General features: G+C 64.3%; 18 protein-coding genes. 5 read left to right on the top strand and 13 right to left on the bottom strand.

Features of this window, described 5'->3' with window-relative positions; all coding sequences use genetic code 11:
- Nucleotides 1–27 precede the first annotated feature (27 nt).
- From AC6I6U_RS21025 to AC6I6U_RS21070, 10 genes are all read right to left on the bottom strand, one after another.
- Nucleotides 28–2,496, bottom strand: a complete 2,469-nt coding sequence (locus AC6I6U_RS21025; RefSeq protein WP_497877949.1) for a TonB-dependent siderophore receptor — start codon at nucleotides 2,494–2,496, stop codon at nucleotides 28–30.
- 93 nt (nucleotides 2,497–2,589) lie between these two features.
- Nucleotides 2,590–3,543 (bottom strand): FecR domain-containing protein, encoded by a 954-nt coding sequence (locus tag AC6I6U_RS21030; protein ID WP_497877950.1) that lies wholly within the window; start codon nucleotides 3,541–3,543, stop codon nucleotides 2,590–2,592.
- Entirely contained in the window at nucleotides 3,540–4,076 is a 537-nt protein-coding gene (locus AC6I6U_RS21035) for a sigma-70 family RNA polymerase sigma factor (protein ID WP_497877951.1), read from the bottom strand. The genes AC6I6U_RS21030 and AC6I6U_RS21035 overlap by 4 nt, the downstream gene beginning before the upstream one ends.
- A 75-nt stretch (nucleotides 4,077–4,151) precedes the next feature.
- Nucleotides 4,152–5,123 (bottom strand): ABC transporter permease, encoded by a 972-nt coding sequence (locus AC6I6U_RS21040; protein WP_497877952.1) that lies wholly within the window; start codon nucleotides 5,121–5,123, stop codon nucleotides 4,152–4,154.
- Nucleotides 5,120–6,127: an ABC transporter permease gene (locus AC6I6U_RS21045; RefSeq protein ID WP_497877953.1), complete on the bottom strand. Its 1,008-nt coding sequence runs from the start codon at nucleotides 6,125–6,127 to the stop codon at nucleotides 5,120–5,122. Before AC6I6U_RS21045 ends, AC6I6U_RS21040 begins: the two co-directional genes overlap by 4 nt.
- Entirely contained in the window at nucleotides 6,114–7,655 is a 1,542-nt protein-coding gene (locus AC6I6U_RS21050) for a sugar ABC transporter ATP-binding protein (RefSeq protein WP_497877954.1), read from the bottom strand. Before AC6I6U_RS21050 ends, AC6I6U_RS21045 begins: the two co-directional genes overlap by 14 nt.
- On the bottom strand, nucleotides 7,655–8,641 hold the full coding sequence (locus AC6I6U_RS21055; protein ID WP_497877955.1) for a sugar ABC transporter substrate-binding protein: 987 nt from the start codon (nucleotides 8,639–8,641) through the stop codon (nucleotides 7,655–7,657). Before AC6I6U_RS21055 ends, AC6I6U_RS21050 begins: the two co-directional genes overlap by 1 nt.
- Nucleotides 8,642–8,811: 170 nt before the next feature.
- Nucleotides 8,812–9,243 (bottom strand): VOC family protein, encoded by a 432-nt coding sequence (locus tag AC6I6U_RS21060; protein ID WP_497877956.1) that lies wholly within the window; start codon nucleotides 9,241–9,243, stop codon nucleotides 8,812–8,814.
- Between the two features lie 31 nt (nucleotides 9,244–9,274).
- Nucleotides 9,275–9,673, bottom strand: a complete 399-nt coding sequence (locus AC6I6U_RS21065) for a carboxymuconolactone decarboxylase family protein (protein ID WP_497877957.1) — start codon at nucleotides 9,671–9,673, stop codon at nucleotides 9,275–9,277.
- A 44-nt stretch (nucleotides 9,674–9,717) separates the two neighbouring features.
- Nucleotides 9,718–10,728: an AraC family transcriptional regulator gene (locus tag AC6I6U_RS21070; protein WP_497877958.1), complete on the bottom strand. Its 1,011-nt coding sequence runs from the start codon at nucleotides 10,726–10,728 to the stop codon at nucleotides 9,718–9,720.
- Nucleotides 10,729–10,994: 266 nt separating this feature from the next.
- On the opposite strand from AC6I6U_RS21070, the gene AC6I6U_RS21075 reads away from it, so the two are divergent.
- From AC6I6U_RS21075 to AC6I6U_RS21085, 3 genes are read left to right on the top strand one after another with little or no spacing between them, the layout of a single operon-like run.
- On the top strand, nucleotides 10,995–12,176 hold the full coding sequence (locus tag AC6I6U_RS21075) for an acetyl-CoA C-acyltransferase family protein (RefSeq protein WP_497877959.1): 1,182 nt from the start codon (nucleotides 10,995–10,997) through the stop codon (nucleotides 12,174–12,176).
- An 11-nt stretch (nucleotides 12,177–12,187) separates the two neighbouring features.
- Nucleotides 12,188–13,042, top strand: coding sequence for a 3-hydroxybutyryl-CoA dehydrogenase (locus AC6I6U_RS21080; protein WP_497877960.1), 855 nt, complete (start codon nucleotides 12,188–12,190; stop codon nucleotides 13,040–13,042).
- Between the two features lie 6 nt (nucleotides 13,043–13,048).
- A complete protein-coding gene (locus AC6I6U_RS21085; protein WP_497877961.1) occupies nucleotides 13,049–13,666 on the top strand; it encodes a TetR/AcrR family transcriptional regulator in 618 nt (205 codons plus the stop codon).
- A 25-nt stretch (nucleotides 13,667–13,691) separates the two neighbouring features.
- On the opposite strand, the gene AC6I6U_RS21090 is transcribed toward AC6I6U_RS21085, so the two are convergent.
- Nucleotides 13,692–14,042: a hypothetical protein gene (locus tag AC6I6U_RS21090; RefSeq protein ID WP_497877962.1), complete on the bottom strand. Its 351-nt coding sequence runs from the start codon at nucleotides 14,040–14,042 to the stop codon at nucleotides 13,692–13,694.
- A gap of 276 nt (nucleotides 14,043–14,318) precedes the next feature.
- On the opposite strand from AC6I6U_RS21090, the gene AC6I6U_RS21095 reads away from it, so the two are divergent.
- Together AC6I6U_RS21095 and AC6I6U_RS21100 are read left to right on the top strand one after the other, a co-directional pair.
- A complete protein-coding gene (locus tag AC6I6U_RS21095; protein WP_497877963.1) occupies nucleotides 14,319–15,425 on the top strand; it encodes an enoyl-CoA hydratase/isomerase family protein in 1,107 nt (368 codons plus the stop codon).
- A 4-nt stretch (nucleotides 15,426–15,429) separates the two neighbouring features.
- The gene (locus AC6I6U_RS21100; RefSeq protein WP_497877964.1) at nucleotides 15,430–16,581 is read left to right on the top strand and encodes an acyl-CoA dehydrogenase family protein; all 1,152 of its coding nucleotides are present in this window, start codon (nucleotides 15,430–15,432) and stop codon (nucleotides 16,579–16,581) included.
- Between the two features lie 86 nt (nucleotides 16,582–16,667).
- Here the strand turns inward: AC6I6U_RS21100 and AC6I6U_RS21105 are convergent, their stop codons facing one another.
- Both AC6I6U_RS21105 and AC6I6U_RS21110 read right to left on the bottom strand, forming a co-directional pair.
- A complete protein-coding gene (locus AC6I6U_RS21105) occupies nucleotides 16,668–17,441 on the bottom strand; it encodes an enoyl-CoA hydratase (protein WP_497877965.1) in 774 nt (257 codons plus the stop codon).
- 15 nt (nucleotides 17,442–17,456) lie between these two features.
- On the bottom strand, nucleotides 17,457–18,584 hold the full coding sequence (locus AC6I6U_RS21110) for an acyl-CoA dehydrogenase (protein ID WP_497877966.1): 1,128 nt from the start codon (nucleotides 18,582–18,584) through the stop codon (nucleotides 17,457–17,459).
- Nucleotides 18,585–18,588: the final 4 nt, after the last annotated feature.

Below are 18,588 nucleotides of genomic sequence, written 5' to 3' on the forward strand. Positions count from 1 at the left end.
ATCAGGCGGCCAGGCTCAACCCAGGTTTCAGAACTTCCACTTGGCGCTGAGTACCGCATTGCGCGGTTCGCCGTAGGAGCCGGAGTTGAAGGTACCGAGGCCGTCGTAGTACTTCTCGTCGAACAGGTTGTTGACGTTCACTCCGACCGTGAGCTGGTCGTTGACCTCATAGTTGGCCAGCAGGCCGACCAGCGCATAATCATTCTGGTAGGCGCGGAAGCCGGAGTCTGCGTCCTCGTGATAGATGGTGCTCTGCCAGGTGACACTGCCACCTACGGTCAGGCGGTTCCAGTCGCCACCCAGGCGGTAGGTGGTGCCCAGCTTGAACAGATTGATCGGCTGGTCGGTAATCGCGCGCTTGCCGTCCTTGTCGTGGGTTTCCCGATAGGTGTAGCCACCGAACAGATTCCAGCCCGGCTGCACCTCACCGGAAATCTCGGTTTCCACACCCCGGGTGATCGCGCCACTGATTGCCTTGTAGGCATCCAAGCCGCTCACGCTGACGCCATCCGGCTGGGCCAGGTTGTCCTGCCTGATCTCGAACAGCGCCAGGCTGGCATTGAGCGCACCACCGAAGTACTCGCCCTTGATCCCCAGTTCATAGTTGTCGCCTTCCAGCGGCGCCAGCGAAGTGTCGTTCCTGGTCTTGGTGCCCGGCTGCGGCTGGAAAATGCTGGTGTAGCTGGCATAGACCGAGTAGGTATCGTCGAGGTCGTAGACGATCCCGGCATAGGGAGTCACGACTCCGGTCTTCTTTGTGCGGTCGTTGGTTGGCGGCAGGCCGTCCTCGTCGTGGGTGCCGGAATCCAGCTGGTTCCACCAACTGACACGGGTACCGAGAATCACCGACAGCGCATCCGTCGGTTTCAGACGCAGCGCGCCATAGACGCCGGTCTGCTGCAGGCGCGACAGGTTGTCGTCGAGCTTGGCCAGGTGCGGCTTGCCGATCAGGTTGCCATCCCACTCATGGATATTCGGTACCGCCGGGTTGGCCCGGTCATAGGTCGGGTAGTTCAGGTGAGTGCGCGAAGTACTGGCGCCCAGCACCAGCTCATGTTCGCGCCCGAGCAGGCTGAACGGGCCGGAGGCGAAGACGTCGAGGGTGTCCTGGGTCTGGTAGCTGTCCAGGCGGTTGACGAACATGAAATTACCGCTGCCGGTCAGCGGGTCGGACTTGCCGCCACTGGCCGAGCCCACGGTGCCGCGACGGTAGGCGTACTGGTGGCTATAGGAGGCCTTGAGACTCCAGTCATTGGCCAACTTGTGCTCAAGCTGGCTGGTGAAGTTGTAGTGGCTGTTGTCCAGGTAGCTCCAGCGCGCGGCCGGGTTGAACGAACGGGAGAAATTCGTCTGGGTGCCATTGCTGTTGAACAGCGGGATATGGCCGAAGCTGACACCATCGGAGTCGTTGTTCTGGTAGTCCAGGCTCAGGCGCAGCAGGGTGTCTTCGCTCAGGTCGACGTCGAGGGCACCGTACAATACGCGCTTTTCCTGCTTGTACCAGTCGATGAAGGAGTTCTGCTTCTCATACACCGCCACCACGCGCCCACGGATGTTGCCGCTGTCGGTCAGCGGGCCGGAGACATCGCCTTCGGTGCGATACTTGTCCCAGGCACCGACGTCACCGGAGACATAACCTTGGAAGTCTTTGGTCGGCCGCTTGCGCACCAGGTTGATCGCCGCCGACGGCGAGCCGGAACCACTGAGCAGGCCGGTGGCGCCGCGCAGCACTTCGACCCGATCATAGATCGCCATATCCAGCAGCGTACCGGTGTATTGCTGCGAATCGTTGATGGTCTGCGAGGGAATGCCGTCGAACTGGTAGTTCTGGATCTGGAAGCCACGGGAGTAGAAGGTGTAGCGATCACTGTCGCGATGGTTGGTGGTGATGCCGGGGGTGAACTTGAGCACGTCGTTGAGCGTCGACAGGTGCTGGTCATCCATCAGTTGCCGGGTGATCACGCTGACCGACTGCGGCGTTTCGCGCAGCGACAACGGCAGTTTGGTCGCAGTGCTGGTTGCCCCGGTAGTGTAGGAATGGGTGTTCTCGGTAGTCAGACCCAGAGCATCGCCCGAAATGGTGGTAGCCCCCAGGGACAACGCGCCTCCGGAGGCGACGGTGATCAGCGAGTAACTGCCATCGGCATTGCGCACCGCTGCCAGGCCACTGCCGGCCAGCAGCACGGCAAAACCCTGGTCGACGCTGTAGGTGCCTTTCAGGCCGGGACTCTGGCGGCCGGCGGTAAGGTTCGAATCGAACGACAGCACCACCCCGGCATCCCCGGAGAAGCGGCTCAGCACCGCGCCCAGCGGACCACCGGCTATCGAATAGGCCTGCTGCGCCGAGGCGGCATCGGCCTGGCTGGATCGGCTGAACAACGGCGCGCCGAGACTGTATTGCAACGCCAGGCAGGCGCCGAGAACAGCCACCGCCAGGGGCTTTCGCGCATGGGAGTGAAGAGGTGGGACGGCGGCGCTGGTGTACCCTGGTTGCATGCTGGCTCCTGATGATCCGAATGAGCGGAAGTGTTCGTTCAAGAGGGAGTCGAACCAGCAACTAAAAATCGACAAGCCGAATCTGATTATTTTTCATTTATTTTCGCCGACCACCCGCGTCCAGTAGCGGGTGCGCTGCACCACCTGCACCGGCAAGGCCCGGGCCACGGCCACCAGGGCGCGATCGGTGTCGTCCAGTGGATAGGCACCGGACAGCCGCAGTCCCGCGACCTCGGCCGAACAACCCAGGTAACCGGGACGGTAGCGCTGCAACTCGGCAAGCAGTCGATCCAGCCGCCAGCCGTCGATCAGCAGTCGCCCACGGGCCCACTCACCCTCCCCCGACTCCAGCGGCTGCACTGCGTCCACCTGGTAGCGGCTGAAGCTCACCGACTGCCCCGCCGCGATGACCTGCTCTCGGTCGAGCGCCTGCGGTCGAACCGCCACGGCATGTTCGAGCACGCTCAGGCGTGTCGAGTCATCCTGCTGGCGCACCGTGAACCGGGTGCCCAATGCACGCATGTCGCCCTGGGTACTGCGCACGATGAACGGTCGGGCATCCTTGGCGGTTTCCACCAGAATCTCCCCTTCGCGCAGGATCAGCAGGCGCTGGCCGGCGTCGAAGCGCACATCCACGGCACTGGCGGTGTTGAGGGTCAGGCGGGAACCATCGGCCAGCTCGAAGCTGCGCCGTTCACCGGTGGCGGTACGGTGATCGGCCAGCCAGATCGGAGCTGCACGATAGCCGCTCCAACCGATGCCGCCGACACCCACGGCCATCACCAGGCCCTTGAGCAGCCCCCTCCGGTCCAGGCCCAAGGAACGTTCGCCGGCCTTGTCGAGCGTGCTGTAGGCCAGCGCGCCGGGCAACCCCTGCAACTGTCCCTGGAGCATCTCCACCCGTTGCCAGGCCCATTGGTGCGCAGGGTTCTGCTCGCGCCAATGGCGCCAGGCCTGGTGAATCTGCGCGTCCTCTGGCGCCGCGGCCAGACGCGCGACCCATTGCGCCGCCGCCGACAACGCCAGGCGTTGCTGATCGCGGGTCACGGCTGGGCATCCAGGGCGAACAGCAGGCAATGCTCGGTGGCCTTGGCGACGTACTTGGTCACCGAACTCACCGACACGTCCAACTGCGCAGCGATCTCCTTGTAGCCCAGCCCCTGCAACTGCGACATCAGGAAAGCGCGCTTCACGTTGCGCCCCAGGCCGTCGAGCATGGCGTCCACCGCCTGCAGGGTCTCGATGATCGACCAGCGCTCTTCCGGCGAAATCGCCACCCCCACCGGCTGCTCGGCCAATGCCTGCAGATACGCCTGCTCCAGCTTGCGCCGACGGAAACTGTCGACCATCACCCGCTTGGCGACGGTGACCAGGAAATGCCGTGGCTCATCGAGTGGTTTATCCAGGCGCTGGGCCTTTTCCGCCAGCAACAGGCGGACGAAGGTGTCCTGGGCCAGGTCCGCCGCCTGCTGCGAACAGCCCAGCCGCGCTCGCAGCCAGCCGACCAACCAGCCATGGTGCGCACCATAGAGCGTCGCGACGGGCCGATCCGGAGTCGAATTGAGAGCGCTGGGAGACATGGAGGTCACGAATACAATTGAGAATGCTTCGCAATTTAATCAAATATCGTCGCAACGGCAATGTCGGTGTATCAGCTAGCGACTCTCGATGATCCTCCGGCTGACGAAGCTGAACGCCAGCACCCCGAAGATCAGCACGCCGGTCGCGACCTGCTGCCAGTAGAAGTTCCAGCCGATCAGCAGCAGGCCGTTGGCGATGACGTTGATGAACAGCACGCCCAGCAGTGTTCCCGGCACGTTGGCCCGGCCCTGGCGATTGAAAGTGGTGCCGATGAACACCGCGCCGATCGCATTGAGCAGGAAGGCATTGCCGGACAACGGCACGTAGGCGTTGACCGTCGAGCTGAGCAATACCCCGGCCAGGGCGCAGGCCAGGGCCGTGGCCAGTACCACGCTGGTGACGATGCGCCGCACCGACAACCCAGAATAGTACGCCAGCAGCGGCTGGGTACCCTGGGCCAGCAGCTCGCGGCCCAGGCGCCCACGGGCCAGTACCAGGCCATAGACCAGCGCCACGCCCAGCACGGTCCACAACGGCAAGGCCACGCCGAACAGACTGATGCCAGTCAGCTCCGGCTTGAAGCCCTGGGCGATGTAGATCGGCTGGCCGCCGTCGGACAGCAACTGCTGGGCGCTGGTGCCGATGAACAAGGTGCCCAGGGTCGCCAGGAACGGACTGATCCGCAGTCCGGCGATCAGCCCGGCATTCAGCAGCCCCACCAGCAGCCCCGCTCCCAATGCCACCGGCAACGCCACCGCCAGCCCGTGACCTGCGTTGAGCAACACGACGAAGCTGAAGCTGGCGAAGTCCAGGGCCGTGCCGACCGACAGGTCGATCCCGCCCGCCGCCACCGCATAGGTCATGCCGATGGCGACAATCGCCAGCAGGACGAAGTTGTTCAGCACCAGGCTCCTGAGGTTGCCAACACTGAGAAAACCCGGTGCCTGCCAGGCAAACAGCAAAACCATCGCCAGAAACACCAGCGGCAAGGTAAACGGCAACAGCGACCGCACTCCCGCGGCCTGGCGTGCGAGCACCTGGCTCATGCGCCCTCCCCTCGATTCAGCGCGCTGGACGCAGCCACCACCAGCAGGATCAGCACGCCTTGCACGCCATTGACCCAGAAGCTGGAGATGTTCAGCAGTTGAAAGCCATTGATCAGGAAACCGATCAGCAGAGTCGCCAGCAAGGTGCCGGGAATACTCGCCACCAGTCGCCGGGAGAACACCACGCCGAGAAAGGCGATCGCCACCACCGACAGCAGCATCTCTGCGGAGCCGGTGGTGCTGCCGCTGAAGAACGCCGCCGAGCACAAGGCCGCCAGGGCGGCGCACAGACCCGACAGCAGATAGCTGGACAACACGTAGCCCGCCACGGGAATGCCTGCTGCCTGGGCGGCCTGGGGATACTCGCCCACCGCATGCAAACGAAGCCCGTAGGCGGTGTGCTGGATCAACAGCGTCAACAGCCCTGCCGTTACCAGCAGTACCCAGGCCAGCGCCGGTACGCCCAGCCAACTGCCGCTGCTGAGCAGGTCCAGTAACGCTGAATCGGTGGGCACCACAGTGTTTTCGGTCAGCACCAGCTCCAGCCCGGCCAGCACGTTCATGCTCGCCAGTGTCGCCAGCAGCGGTGGCAAACGCAGCAGCACCACCGCCAGACCATTGAACAGGCCGACCAGCAGCCCGCAACCCAGGGTCAAGGGCAGGCTGGCCCACAGTTCCAGGCCGGCGTTGTTCAGCCGGCTGAACAGCGCCGCACACAGGCCCAAGTTGGCAGCCAGCGACAAGTCCAGCCCACCGGCGACCACGTTCGAGCCGCCGCCGATGATCACGCAAGTCAGGCCGAAGGCGAGCACACCTAAAATCGCCGACTGGCTGAAGACATTGGTGATGTTGCCCAATGACAGGAAGTTCGGCGCCGACAGCGCAAACCCCAGCAGAATGGCCAGGAACACCCCCGCGGAGCCCCGCCGCAGCAGCAACACCCACAGGCGTCGGGACAGGCCCTCGGCGGGGGCTTCAAGTTGAAGCGGATCAGACAGCGACATCCGCCACCTCCCTTTTCACGACAACTGCCTCGGCCCGAGTGGCACCGGTGGCACAGGCCAGCAAGCGATCGCTATCGACCTCGCCCGCACGGAACTCACCGGCGATCTCACCGCGATGCAACACGAGGATACGGTCGCTGATACCGATCAGTTCCGGCAGGTCCGAGGACAGCACCAGCACCGCTGCGCCCTCCTGCACCAGGCGTCCGATCAGTCGATAGATCTCCACCTTCGCCCCGACATCCACCCCGACACAGGGCTCATCCAGCAGGTACACGGCAGAACGCCGGCTCAACCATTTGCCCAGGGCAACCTTCTGCTGATTGCCACCACTGAGCTGGCTGACCGCCGCCTGGGGACCAGGCGCCTTGATCGCCAACTCGTCGATCAGCCGCAGGCTCTCTGCCTGCTCCCGACGCCGGCTCAGCAGGCCCCAGCGGCTGAAGCGCCGAAGCCCGGCCAGCGTCAGGTTTTCCAATACCGACAGCACCGGCGCGATGCCCTGGCTACGTCGCTCCTCCGGCACCAGGGCGATGCCCGCGGCAATGGCCTGGCCCGGCGAACGCAGGCGCAGCAGCCGACCGTCGAGATGAATCTCGCCGCTGTCGGCACGGATCACACCGAACAGAGTCTTGAGCAGTTCCTTGGCCCCGGAACCGACCAGCCCGGTCAGGCCGACGATCTCGCCCCGGCGCAGTTGCAGATCGATCTGCCGGTAATGCCGGGTCAGGCTCAGGGCACGCAGCTGCAGCAACGGCTCGCCGGGAGTGACCGCAACCTTGGGGTACATCTCGCGCACCTCGCGGTTGACCATCAGCCGGGCAATCTGCGCGCTGGAGGTGTGGCGCGGCTCGACCACCGCCACATCGCGGCCATTGCGCAGCACCGTGACCTCGTCGCACAGGCTGTCGATTTCCTGCAGGTAATGGGAGATGTACAGGATCGACAGCCCCTGCTCGCGCAGGCGTCTGACGATCCGCAGCAACTGGTCGACCTCGCGCTTGACCAGCGCCACGCTGGGCTCGTCGAACACCAGGATCTTCGGCTGGCGAACCAGTGCGCGGGTGATTTGCAGTACCTGGCGCTGGGCGCTGTTCAACTCGCCCACCAAGGCCCCGGCGGGCAACTGCAGATCGAAGTATTCCGCCAGCAGGCGCTCGGCCTCACGCTGTTGCCGACGCCGATCCAGCAACGGACCGCGCCGCAACTCATGGCCGAAGAACAGCGCCTCGCCGACGGTGAAGCTCGCCGGCAGCAAGCGTTCCTGATGGATGAACTGCACGCCCAGGGCTTCCACCTGGCGTGGCGACAGCGCGGCATGGCGCTGGCCGTCGATGCCCAGATGCCCGGCGTCGGCCTTGTGTATGCCGGCCAGGATCTTGATCAGGGTCGACTTACCGGCCCCGTTCTCGCCCACCAGGCCATGAATGGTGCCGCGCGCAACCTTGAGACTGGCATCGTCCAGCGCCAGGGTCGCGCCGAAACGCTTGCGCAGATGCTCAAGGTGCAATGCCGGGACCGCCGCCATCAGTCACCCCGCAACTGCTGGACCTGGGCCAGGTTGCTGGCGGTGGTCAACAGCGTCGAGACATGGGTTTCCCTGGGCAGGTCATGCTGGCCGGCCAGGTAACGGGCGACGTTCTGCACCGCGGTCTTGCCAATCAGCGCAGGTTGCTGCGCCACCACTGCGCCGACCGGCGAGTTCGGTTGGCCGAGCAGTTCCAACACCTCGGGAGTGCCGTCGACGCCGTAGGTCTTGATCTCGGTACGCTTGGCATCGATCAGCGCCTTGCTCGCCCCCAGTTGCGGGATGTCCCAGGCCGACCAGATCGCCGTGACGCTGCCGGCCGGGTACTTGTTGAGCAACGCGGACACCTGGGAATAGGCATCCTGCACGGTATTGGGAATCACATCGCGCAGCTCCGGCTCGATGATCTCCAGTTGTGGGTGATCCTTGAGCGCCAGTTTCAGCTGGTCGTAGCGGATCGCGCAGACCGGTACACCGTAGAAGCCGTTGAACACCAGGATCCGCCCCTTGCCGCCAGCGTCCTTGATCAATTGGTCGGCCAGGGCCTTGCCGGTGGCGACATTGTCCGAGGTAGTGTTGTTGAGGCTGTACTGCGACGGCGCATCGATGGTGAACAGCGGGATCCCGGCCTTGCTGATGCGCTTGAGCCAGGGGTCGATCACGCTCAGGGTACCGAGAGTCTGGATCACCGCATCGGGCTTCTGGGTGACCACCGTCTGCAACTGGGTCACCAGGTTCTTGTCGTTGCGTCCGGCATCGAGGGTGATCGGTGTGCCGCCCAGGCGCTTGATCTCATCGACCTGGGCCTGGAACGCCTTGATATCGAAATAGTGACTGGTACCGGTCATGCTCACGGCGATGCGCTTGCCGGCCAGGGACGGCACGGCATCGTCGCCCTCGGCGGCCTGGACAATGGCGGCCTGGCCCAGCAGCAATGCTGCGCCGAGCCAGACGAAACGGGAAAGCGAAAAAAGAGTGCAAGGCATACAGGGCTCCGCTGAGCGAGCGATGAAGAGGGTTCACCGGTCTACTTGCACGGCCTATGCCACAGACATTTATCTATATAAATCATATAAATACGAAACAAACATGATCCATGACCTGTCGTCATTTCGACAGATGTGTCGGATCACTGTTGCCCAGGCAACAGCGGCGCTCAGGCCTTGGCGGGCTGCCGGGCGAGCATCGCGTCCAATTCACGGGTGTGCACGAAGCACAACTTGTTGCCTTCCGGATCACGACAATAGGCACCGTAGTAGTCGACGCCATAATGCGGTCGCAGGCCCGGCGCCCCTTCGTCCGTCGCCCCCAACGCCAGGGCACGATCCCAGGCGGCCTGCACCGCCGCTGGCGAGGGCGCAGCGAAACTCACCTGCACGCCGTTGCCCCAGGTCGCCGGCAAACCGTTGAACGGTTCCTGCACGAAGAAATGCGGCCACTCCCATCCCGGCAATCGCCAACCGGCACCGGGCGGGCCGCTGTCCTGTTCATCGGGCATGCGTACCAGGCCGAGCTCGGCCAGTACCGCCTCATAGAAGGCGATCATGCGCGGCAGATCCCTAGCGCCCAGTTGGATATGGCTGAACATGAAGGTTCCTCCCTGATGGATGCCCGGCGACTCAGTCGAGCTTGAACGCATCGTCCAGTGGCACACGATAGCCGTTAGCCAGCCGGTTGGTCTCGTTGGCCATGCCGACCACTGCCTGCAGCTCGCCAAACATCGCATCGGTCATCCCCGCCTTGCGGGCCGCCGCCGTATGCGAGGCAATGCAGTACGGGCAGTTGTTGGTGACACTGACCGCGACATAGATCAGTTCCTTGGTCAGCGAGTCCAGGGCGCCGGGTGCCATGATATCCTTGAGGCTGTCCCAGGTACGGCGCAAGGTGGGCGGATGCGCGGCCAGGCACTTCCAGAAATTGTTGACCTGCCCGACCTGGCGGGTCTGCATGATGTCATCGTAAACCGCGCGCACTTCGGGGCTGGCATCTTCGTATTCGGTCAGGTGCTGGGACGACATGGAGCTTCCTCGGAGTGAATGGACTACCGCGCCTGGCCCCTACGTTACCCCTTCTGCCCCCGTAAGCGAAAGCTCCCCGGACTCTCCCCCGTCCACTGCTTGAAGGCCCGGTGAAACGCACTTGGCTCGCGGAATCCGACTTCCTGGGCAACCTCGGCGATGCTCATGCGGGTGCTGCGCAGGCGCTCGAAGGCGATGGTGCGGCGCACTTCGTCCTTGATTTCCTGGTAGGAGAAACCCTCGCGCTGCAAGGCCCGACGCAGGCTGGCCAGGTGGATATCGAACTCGTCAGCCAGCTGTTCCAGGGTCGGCCAGTGATCGTAGCCGCACGAACGCAGACGCTGGTGCACCCTGGCGCTGAACCCTTCGCGATTGCGAAAGCGGATGAACACCGACTGCGGGGCATCGCGCAGGAACGCATAGAGCGACTTGCGATCGGCCAGCACCGGCAGGCGCAGGCATTCGCGCTCGAACTCGATCTCGGTCACCGGCGCCTCGAACTCCACATAGGCGCCCCACAGCAGGTGCTCGTCGCCATGGGCCGGCCGCGCGTGGGCAAACCGCGCCCGGCTGATGGGAATCCGCCGGCCGGCCAGCCAGCACATCAGGCCGACAATCAGGATCAGGTAAGTTTCGGTGACCACCGCCTGCAGGTACGGGTCGCGGGTATCGGTGGTCATCACCACCGCGACGCGCTTGCCACGCACCTGCACCTGGGCGTGGATGTCGCGCAGGAACAGCGCGAAGTATTCCAGCGACAGGCCCAGCGCCTTGCCCACCGTCGGTGCCTGGATCAGCCCGCGGCAGATCAGGGCAAAGCTGCCGATGGGCATGCCATGAGAGTCGAAACCGAAGAACTCGTCGCCCAGCTCGCGGATCACCGCCAGCCAGAGCTGCGCCAATTGCCGGGGCGCGACACGCTCGTCCAGTGCGTCAATCGAACGCTCGCTGAAGCCGGCAGCCTGCAGCAGCTCGGCGACCCGCGATGGATCGTCAAGGAAGCGCACCAACAGGGCCTTGACGAAATACGACGACACCGAATGTTTTTCTTTCATGAATCCCGGACTGCGTATGGCAAAAAAGAACAGGTTTACTGAGCAGTTTCGGCATAGGCCGAATCGATGGCCGGTCCTAGACTGGCCGACCAGACAAGCCCTGCTTCAGATGATACGTCAGGCACGAGCTAAGCTTCCCATTCAGCCCCGTGGGAGCCGGCTTGCTGGCGATAGCTACCCCGACAGCGCCGGGAAAGGTGCCGGATGGCCGACTTTGGCGGACCGCCAGCCAGTCGGCTCCCACAACAACAAAACAGGAGTGCCCCATGTCAAAGCCCGAAGTGTATATCGTCAGCGCCGTCCGGACAGCCATCGGCACCTTCGGTGGCGCCCTGAAGGATGTGCCCCTGGGCGAACTGGCGACCACCGCGGTCAAGGCCGCCCTGCAGCGCGGCGATGTGGACCCGGCCCTGGTCGGCCACGTGGTGATGGGCAACGTGATCCCCACCGACACCCAGGACGCCTACCTGTCTCGCGTTGCGGCGATGAACGCCGGCATTCCCAAGGAAACGCCGGCCTATAACGTCAACCGCCTCTGCGGCTCCGGCCTGCAATCGATCGTCTCGGCCGCCCAGACCCTGCTGCTCGGCGATGCAGAGGTCGCCATCGGCGCCGGCGCCGAATCCATGAGCCGCGGCCCCTACCTGCTGCCTTCCGCCCGTTGGGGCGCGCGCATGGGCAACGTCCAGGCCATCGATTACATGCTCGGCATTCTCCATGACCCGTTCCACGGCATCCACATGGGCATCACCGCCGAGAACATCGCCGAACGCAATGGCATCACCCGCCAGATGCAGGACGACCTGGCCCTGGAAGAACAGGTACGGGCACGCCGCGCCATCGACGAGGGCCGCTTCAGCGGGCAGATCGCCGCGGTGGAAGTGCGCAGTCGCAAGGGCACCGAGCTGTTCAGCGTCGACGAACACCCGCGCAGCACCTCGCTGGAGCAACTGGCGCAGATGCGCACCGCCTTCAAGAAGGACGGCACGGTCACCGCCGGCAATGCCTCGGGGCTCAATGACGGCGCCGCCGCCGTACTGATGGCCACTGCCTCGGCGGTGCAGGCCAACGGCCTCAAGCCCCTGGCACGCCTGGTGGCCTACGCCCACGCCGGGGTCGAACCGGAACTGATGGGCCTCGGCCCGATCCCGGCCACCCGCCTGGCACTCAAGCGCGCCGGCCTGGACATCGCCGACCTCGATGTGATCGAGTCCAACGTCGCCTTCGCCGCCCAGGCCTGCGCCGTCAGCCAGGAACTGGGCCTCGACCCAACCAAGGTCAACCCCAACGGCTCGGGCATTTCCCTCGGTCATCCAGTCGGTGCCACCGGCACCATCATTGCCACCAAGCTGATCCACGAACTGCATCGCACGGGCGGCCGCTATGGCCTGGCCACCATGTGCATCGGTGGTGGGCAAGGCATCGCTGTCATCTTCGAACGGGTTTAAGGACGATCTTCATGAATATTCAACGTATCGCCGTGATCGGCGCCGGCATCATGGGCAACGGTATTGCGCAGGTCTGCGCGGTAGCCGGCCTGCAGGTCAGTCTGATCGACGTGTCCCAGGCCGCCCTGGACAAGGGCCTGGCGACCCTCGGCAACAACCTCGAGCGGCAGGTACGCAAGGCCGTGATCAGCGCCGAGGACAAGCAGGCCGCCCTTGGCCGCATCAGCCTGAGTGCCGACTACGCGGTGCTGACCAGCGCCGAGCTGGTGATCGAGGCCGCTACGGAAAACCTCGAGCTGAAAAAGCGCATCCTCAAGCAGGTGGCCGAAGTGGTCGGTGCCGAGTGCATCATCGCCACCAACACCTCGTCGCTGTCGATCACCGAGCTGGCCGCGGCGATCAGCCGGCCTGAACGCTTCATCGGCCTGCACTTTTTCAACCCGGTGCCGATGATGGGCCTGCTGGAAGTCATTCGCGGCCTGCAGACCAGCGACGCCACCCACGCCAATGCCCTCGCCCTGGCCACGCAGATCGGCAAGACCGCCGTCACCGCGCGCAACCGCCCGGGCTTCGTGGTCAACCGCATCCTCTGCCCGATGATCAACGAAGCGATCTTCGTCCTACAGGAAGGGCTGGCCAGTGCCGAGGACATCGACGCCGGCATGCAACTGGGCTGCAACCAGCCGATCGGCCCGCTGGCCCTGGCCGACCTGATCGGCCTGGATACCCTGCTGGCGATCATGGAAAGCCTGCATTCGGGCTTCGACGAACCGAAGTACCGACCGGCGCAGTTGCTCAGGGAGATGGTCGCGGCCGGCTACCTGGGCCGCAAGAGCGGTCGTGGCTTCTACACATACGAAGGCTGATCGACCATGGCCCGGGCCGCCCTCGCCATTGCGCCGCAGGCGCCGGAACAGAAGCCTTCACGCCACCTGGAAACCCGCACCAAGGCCGTGGCGCTGTTTGCCCGGCGCGGGTTCGCCCAGGTCGGCCTGCGGGAACTGGCGGCGCACCTGGGCATCCAGCCGGGCTCAATCTACAACCACATCGAGAGCAAGCAGGCGCTGCTGTTCGAACTGATCGAAAGCCTGCACCGGGACCTGCTCGATATCGTCGCCAGCCCGGCCCCACGTTCGGCGGAAAAACGCCTGGACGCCCTGATCGCCGCCCATCTGGACCTGCACCGCGACAAGGCCGATTTCTTTCGCGTCGCGGAGCATGAGTTCCACTGCCTGGACGACTCGCAGCAGGCATCAGTGCTGGAGTTGCGCCGCCGCTACGAAAGCCACCTGGTCAAGCTGCTTACGCCACTGGGCCTTTCCCCCGACGAGTCCCTGGCCCGCACCACCGTGCGTACCTTCCTGTGCCTGCTCAACAACCTGCCGGCCTGGACCGACGAAGCGGGTCTGGAGCCACAGGGGCATCGAACGCTGATGCACGGGATTGCACTGGGAGCAGTGAAAGGCGCGCTGGCCAGCGCTACTCGGTGATGGGCAGCCGGTCCAGCTCAAACCATCAGAGGCAGGTAGCGACAGCCGCCAGCCGCCGGGCGCCGATCGGCTTGCTGGTGGTGGCGTAGTAGTCGACCACCGTGCCATCGGCCTCGCGACGGACATCGACAAAATACTCGGAACCACGGGTATAGACGGTCGAGCCGCCCTTGTAGCCCGGTTGCAGGTAGGCCGCGGCGTCGACATCGAAGACCTTTTCGTCCTGCCAGGAGAACTGAATGCACTGGGCAACGACATTGTCGGCCTTGGTCGAAGTAAAGCTCTTGGTCGGGCCGGTGGTACGACTCTGACTCATGCCGGGCCCCATGCACCCCGCCAATGCCACTGCCGCCAACGCCCCGATTAACATCCGCATGACCGTTCCCTGCTCGAAAAAAGAAGCGACTTTAGCACCGAGTCCACGCAATACGAACCGGATTCGTACCGCCAGGCCACCACGACACCAAGGCGGATCCGGCTTGCAACCCCGGCACCTTGAGCCAGACTATCCAGAGGCTTGCCCATACAGGCAAAAATGCAGACAAGACCTGCAGTTATCCCGGTTGTACACGACAAAATTGCACTGTTACGATCAACCATCGTTCGCTACGCGAACGCACCTAAAAAGACAATAAAAGCAGGGAGTTAGTTAATGACTGTTCGGGTTTCACCCTCCGCTGCCACAAATTTTGACGACGCCTCGGCCGAGGTACTGGCGCAGGTGCGCAACCATATCGGTCATCTCACCCTCAACCGACCCGCCGGCCTCAATGCCCTGACCCTGGACATGATCCGCCTGCTGCAAGCGCAGCTCGATGAATGGGCCGATGATCCGGAGGTCCACGCCGTGACCCTGCGCGGCGCGGGTGACCGGGCGTTCTGTGCTGGCGGCGATATCCGTTCGCTGTACGACAGCTACAAGGGCGGCGACCGGTTGCACGAAGACTTCTTCGTCGAGGAATACGCCCTCGACCTCTGCATCCACCACTACCGCAAGCCGGTGCTGGCGCTAATGGACGGTTTTGTCCTCGGCGGCGGCATGGGCCTGGTGCAGGGCGCGGACCTGCGGGTGGTCACCGAACGCAGCCGGCTGGCGATGCCGGAAGTCGGCATCGGCTACTTTCCGGATGTCGGCGGCAGCTACTTCCTGCCGCGGATTCCCGGCGAAATCGGCTTGTACCTGGGTGTCAGCGGCAACCAGATCCGCGCCGCCGATGCGCTCTACTGCGGCCTCGCCGACTGGTACCTGCACAGCGACAGGCTGGCCCTGCTGGACCAGCGTCTCGACCAGATGGAATGGCACGACACCCCGCTCAAGGACCTGCAGAGCCTGCTGGCCAAGCTCGCCGTGCAGACCCTCTCCGATGCTCCGCTGGACAAGCTGCGCCCCGCCATCGACCACTTCTTCGCCCTGCCCGACGTGCCGAGCATGGTCGAGCAACTGCGCGCGGTGACCGTCGCCGACAGCCACGAATGGGCCTCGCAGACCGCCAGCCTGCTGGAAACCCGCTCGCCACTGGCGATGGCCGTGACCCTGGAGATGCTGCGCCGGGGTCGCCACCTGAGCCTGGAGGAATGCTTTGCCATGGAACTGCACCTGGATCGCCAGTGGTTCGAGCACGGCGACCTGATGGAAGGCGTGCGCGCCCTGCTGATCGACAAGGACAAGACCCCGCGCTGGAACCCACCGACCCTGCAGGCGCTGGCGCCCGAGCAGGTCGCACGTTTTTTCCACGGCCTCGACACAAGCGAAAACTGAAGCCATGCACGATATCGAACTGAGCGAAGAACAAGTGATGATCCGCGACATGGCCCGGGATTTCGCCCGTGGCGAGATCGCGCCCCATGCCCAGGCCTGGGAAAAGGCCGGCTGGATCGATGACGGACTGGTGCGCAAGATGGGCGAACTGGGCCTGTTGGGCATGGTGGTCCCCGAGGAATGGGGAGGGACCTATGTCGACTACGTGGCCTATGCCCTGGCGGTGGAAGAGATCGCGGCCGGCGATGGTGCCACCGGCGCACTGATGAGCATCCACAACTCGGTGGGTTGCGGGCCGATCCTCAATTACGGCTCCCAGGCGCAGAAGGAAACCTGGCTGCAGAAACTCGCCACGGGCGAGGCGATCGGCTGCTTCTGCCTGACCGAGCCCCAGGCCGGCTCCGAGGCACACAACCTGCGCACCCGTGCCGAACTCAAGGACGGCCAGTGGGTGATCAACGGCGCCAAGCAGTTCGTCAGCAACGGCAAGCGCGCCAGCCTGGCGATCGTCTTTGCCGTGACCGATCCGGAGCTGGGCAAGAAAGGCCTCTCGGCCTTCCTGGTACCGACCGACACCCAGGGTTTTATCGTCGACCGTACCGAGCACAAGATGGGCATCCGCGCGTCCGATACCTGCGCGGTCACCCTGAACCAGTGCACGGTGCCCGAAGCCAACCTGCTCGGCGAACGCGGCAAGGGCCTGGCGATTGCCCTGTCGAACCTGGAAGGCGGACGCATCGGCATCGCCGCCCAAGCGCTGGGCATCGCCCGTGCCGCCTTCGAAGCGGCGCTGGCCTATGCCCGCGAACGCGTGCAATTCGACAAGCCGATCATCGAGCACCAGAGCATCGCCAACCTGCTGGCCGACATGCACACCCGGATCAATGCCACGCGGCTGCTGATCCTCCACGCCGCGCGCCTGCGCAGCGCGGGCCAGCCCTGCCTGTCGGAGGCCTCGCAGGCCAAGCTGTTCGCCTCGGAAATGGCCGAGAAGGTCTGCTCCTCGGCGATGCAGATCCATGGCGGCTATGGGTATCTGGAAGATTATCCGGTAGAACGCTACTACCGGGATGCGCGGATCACGCAGATCTACGAAGGGTCGAGCGAGATTCAGCGGATGCTGATTGCGCGGGAGCTGAGGCATTACCTGGTGTGATGCCCTGAAAGGCATCGCCAGCAAGCGGGGCGGCGCTCCGCTTGCTGGCGATAGCGGTGTATCAGTCATCACACCACTCGACGGTTTCAACGATCCTTGAACTGCGCCTCGCGCTTGGCCACGAACGCCGCCATCCCCTCTTTCTGGTCTTCGGTGGCAAACGCCGCATGGAACACCCGGCGCTCGAAACGCACGCCTTCGGACAGGCTGACCTCGAATGCGCGGTTGACGCTCTCCTTGATCATCATGCTGATCGGGATCGACTTGCCGGCGATCAGGGTCGCCACCTTCAATGCCTCGTCCAACAGCTCATCGACCGGCACGATCCGCGCCACCAAGCCGCAACGCTCGGCTTCCACCGCATCGATGAAGCGTCCGGTCAGGCACAAGTCCATGGCCTTGGCCTTGCCCACCGCACGGGTCAGGCGCTGGGTGCCGCCCATGCCCGGCAGCACGCCGAGGTTGATCTCCGGCTGGCCGAACTTGGCGTTGTCAGCGGCCAGGATGAAGTCGCACATCAACGCCAGCTCACAGCCGCCACCCAAGGCGAAACCGGATACCGCGGCGATGATCGGCTTGCGCCGGTTGGCCACCCGGTCGCTGTCGCTGAACAGGTCGTCGAGGTAGATCTTCGGATAGGTCAGCTCGGCCATTTCCTTGATGTCGGCACCGGCAGCGAAAGCCTTCTTCGAGCCGGTCAGGACGATGCAGCCGATCTCCGGATCGGCCTCCAGGCGATCCAGCGCCTGGTTCAGTTCACTGACGATCTGCGCATTGAGGGCGTTGAGCGCCTGCGGGCGGTTCAGGGTGATCAGGCCGACGCGGCCCTTGATGTCCAGCAGAATGGTTTCGTAGCTCATCGTTGATTTCCTTGCTCACAGGTTGCGCGAAATGACCATGCGCTGAATGTCACTGGTGCCTTCGTAGATCTGGCAGACCCGCACGTCGCGGTAGATCCGCTCCAGCGGGAAGTCGTTCAGATAGCCATAGCCGCCAAGGGTTTGCAATGCCGAGGAGCAGACCTTCTCGGCCATTTCCGAGGCGAACAGCTTGGCCATCGACGCCTCCACCAGTGCCGGCTTGCCGCTGTCGCGCAGCGCGGCGGCGTAGTGCACCATCTGCCGTGCCACGGCGATCTGGGTCGCCATGTCCGCCAGGCGGAACGCCACGGCCTGGTGCTCGACCAGCGCCTTGCCGAAGCTCTGCCGCTCGCGGGCGTAGTCGCGGGCCGCCTCGAATGCCGCCCGGGCCATGCCCACCGATTGCGCGGCAATACCGACCCGTCCACCTTCCAGGTTGGCCAGGGCGATGCGGTAGCCCTCGCCCTCCTCGCCCAGGCGATTGGCTACCGGCACCTTCACGTCTTCGAAGAGGATCTGGCAGGTGTCCGAAGCATGCTGACCGAGCTTGTCCTCGACCCGCGCGACCTGGTAGCCCGGCGAGTCGGTCGGCACGATGAACGCACTGATACCACGCTTGCCGGCACTCGGGTCAGTCACGGCAAAGACGATCACCACCCCGGCGTTCTGCCCGGAAGTGATGAACTGCTTGCAGCCGTTGAGTACGTAATGGTCGCCTTCCAGTCGGGCGCGGGTCTTCAGGCCGCTGGCATCGGAGCCGGCCTGGGGTTCGGTGAGGGCAAACGCACCGAGCATCTCGCCACCGGCCAGGGCCGGCAGGAACCGGGCTTTCTGCTCGTCGTTGCCGAAGTTGAGGATCGGCACGCAGCCCACCGAATTGTGCACGCTCATGATGGTCGAGCAGGCGCCATCACCGGCGGCGATCTCCTCCAGGGCCATGGCGTAGGCCAGGTAACCGGTGTCGCAACCGCCCCACTCTTCCGGCACCAGCATGCCGAAGAAACCCAGTTGGGCCATTTCGCCGATGGCTTCACGGGGGAAACGATGCTCGCGGTCCCACTCGGCGGCGAAGGGCTTGAGGCGTTCCTGGGCAAAATCCCGGGCCGCGTCGCTGATCTGTTGTTGCTCTTGGTTCGGTAGCATGGGA

This window comes from Pseudomonas sp. UTLPPB19802, assembly GCF_059730225.1.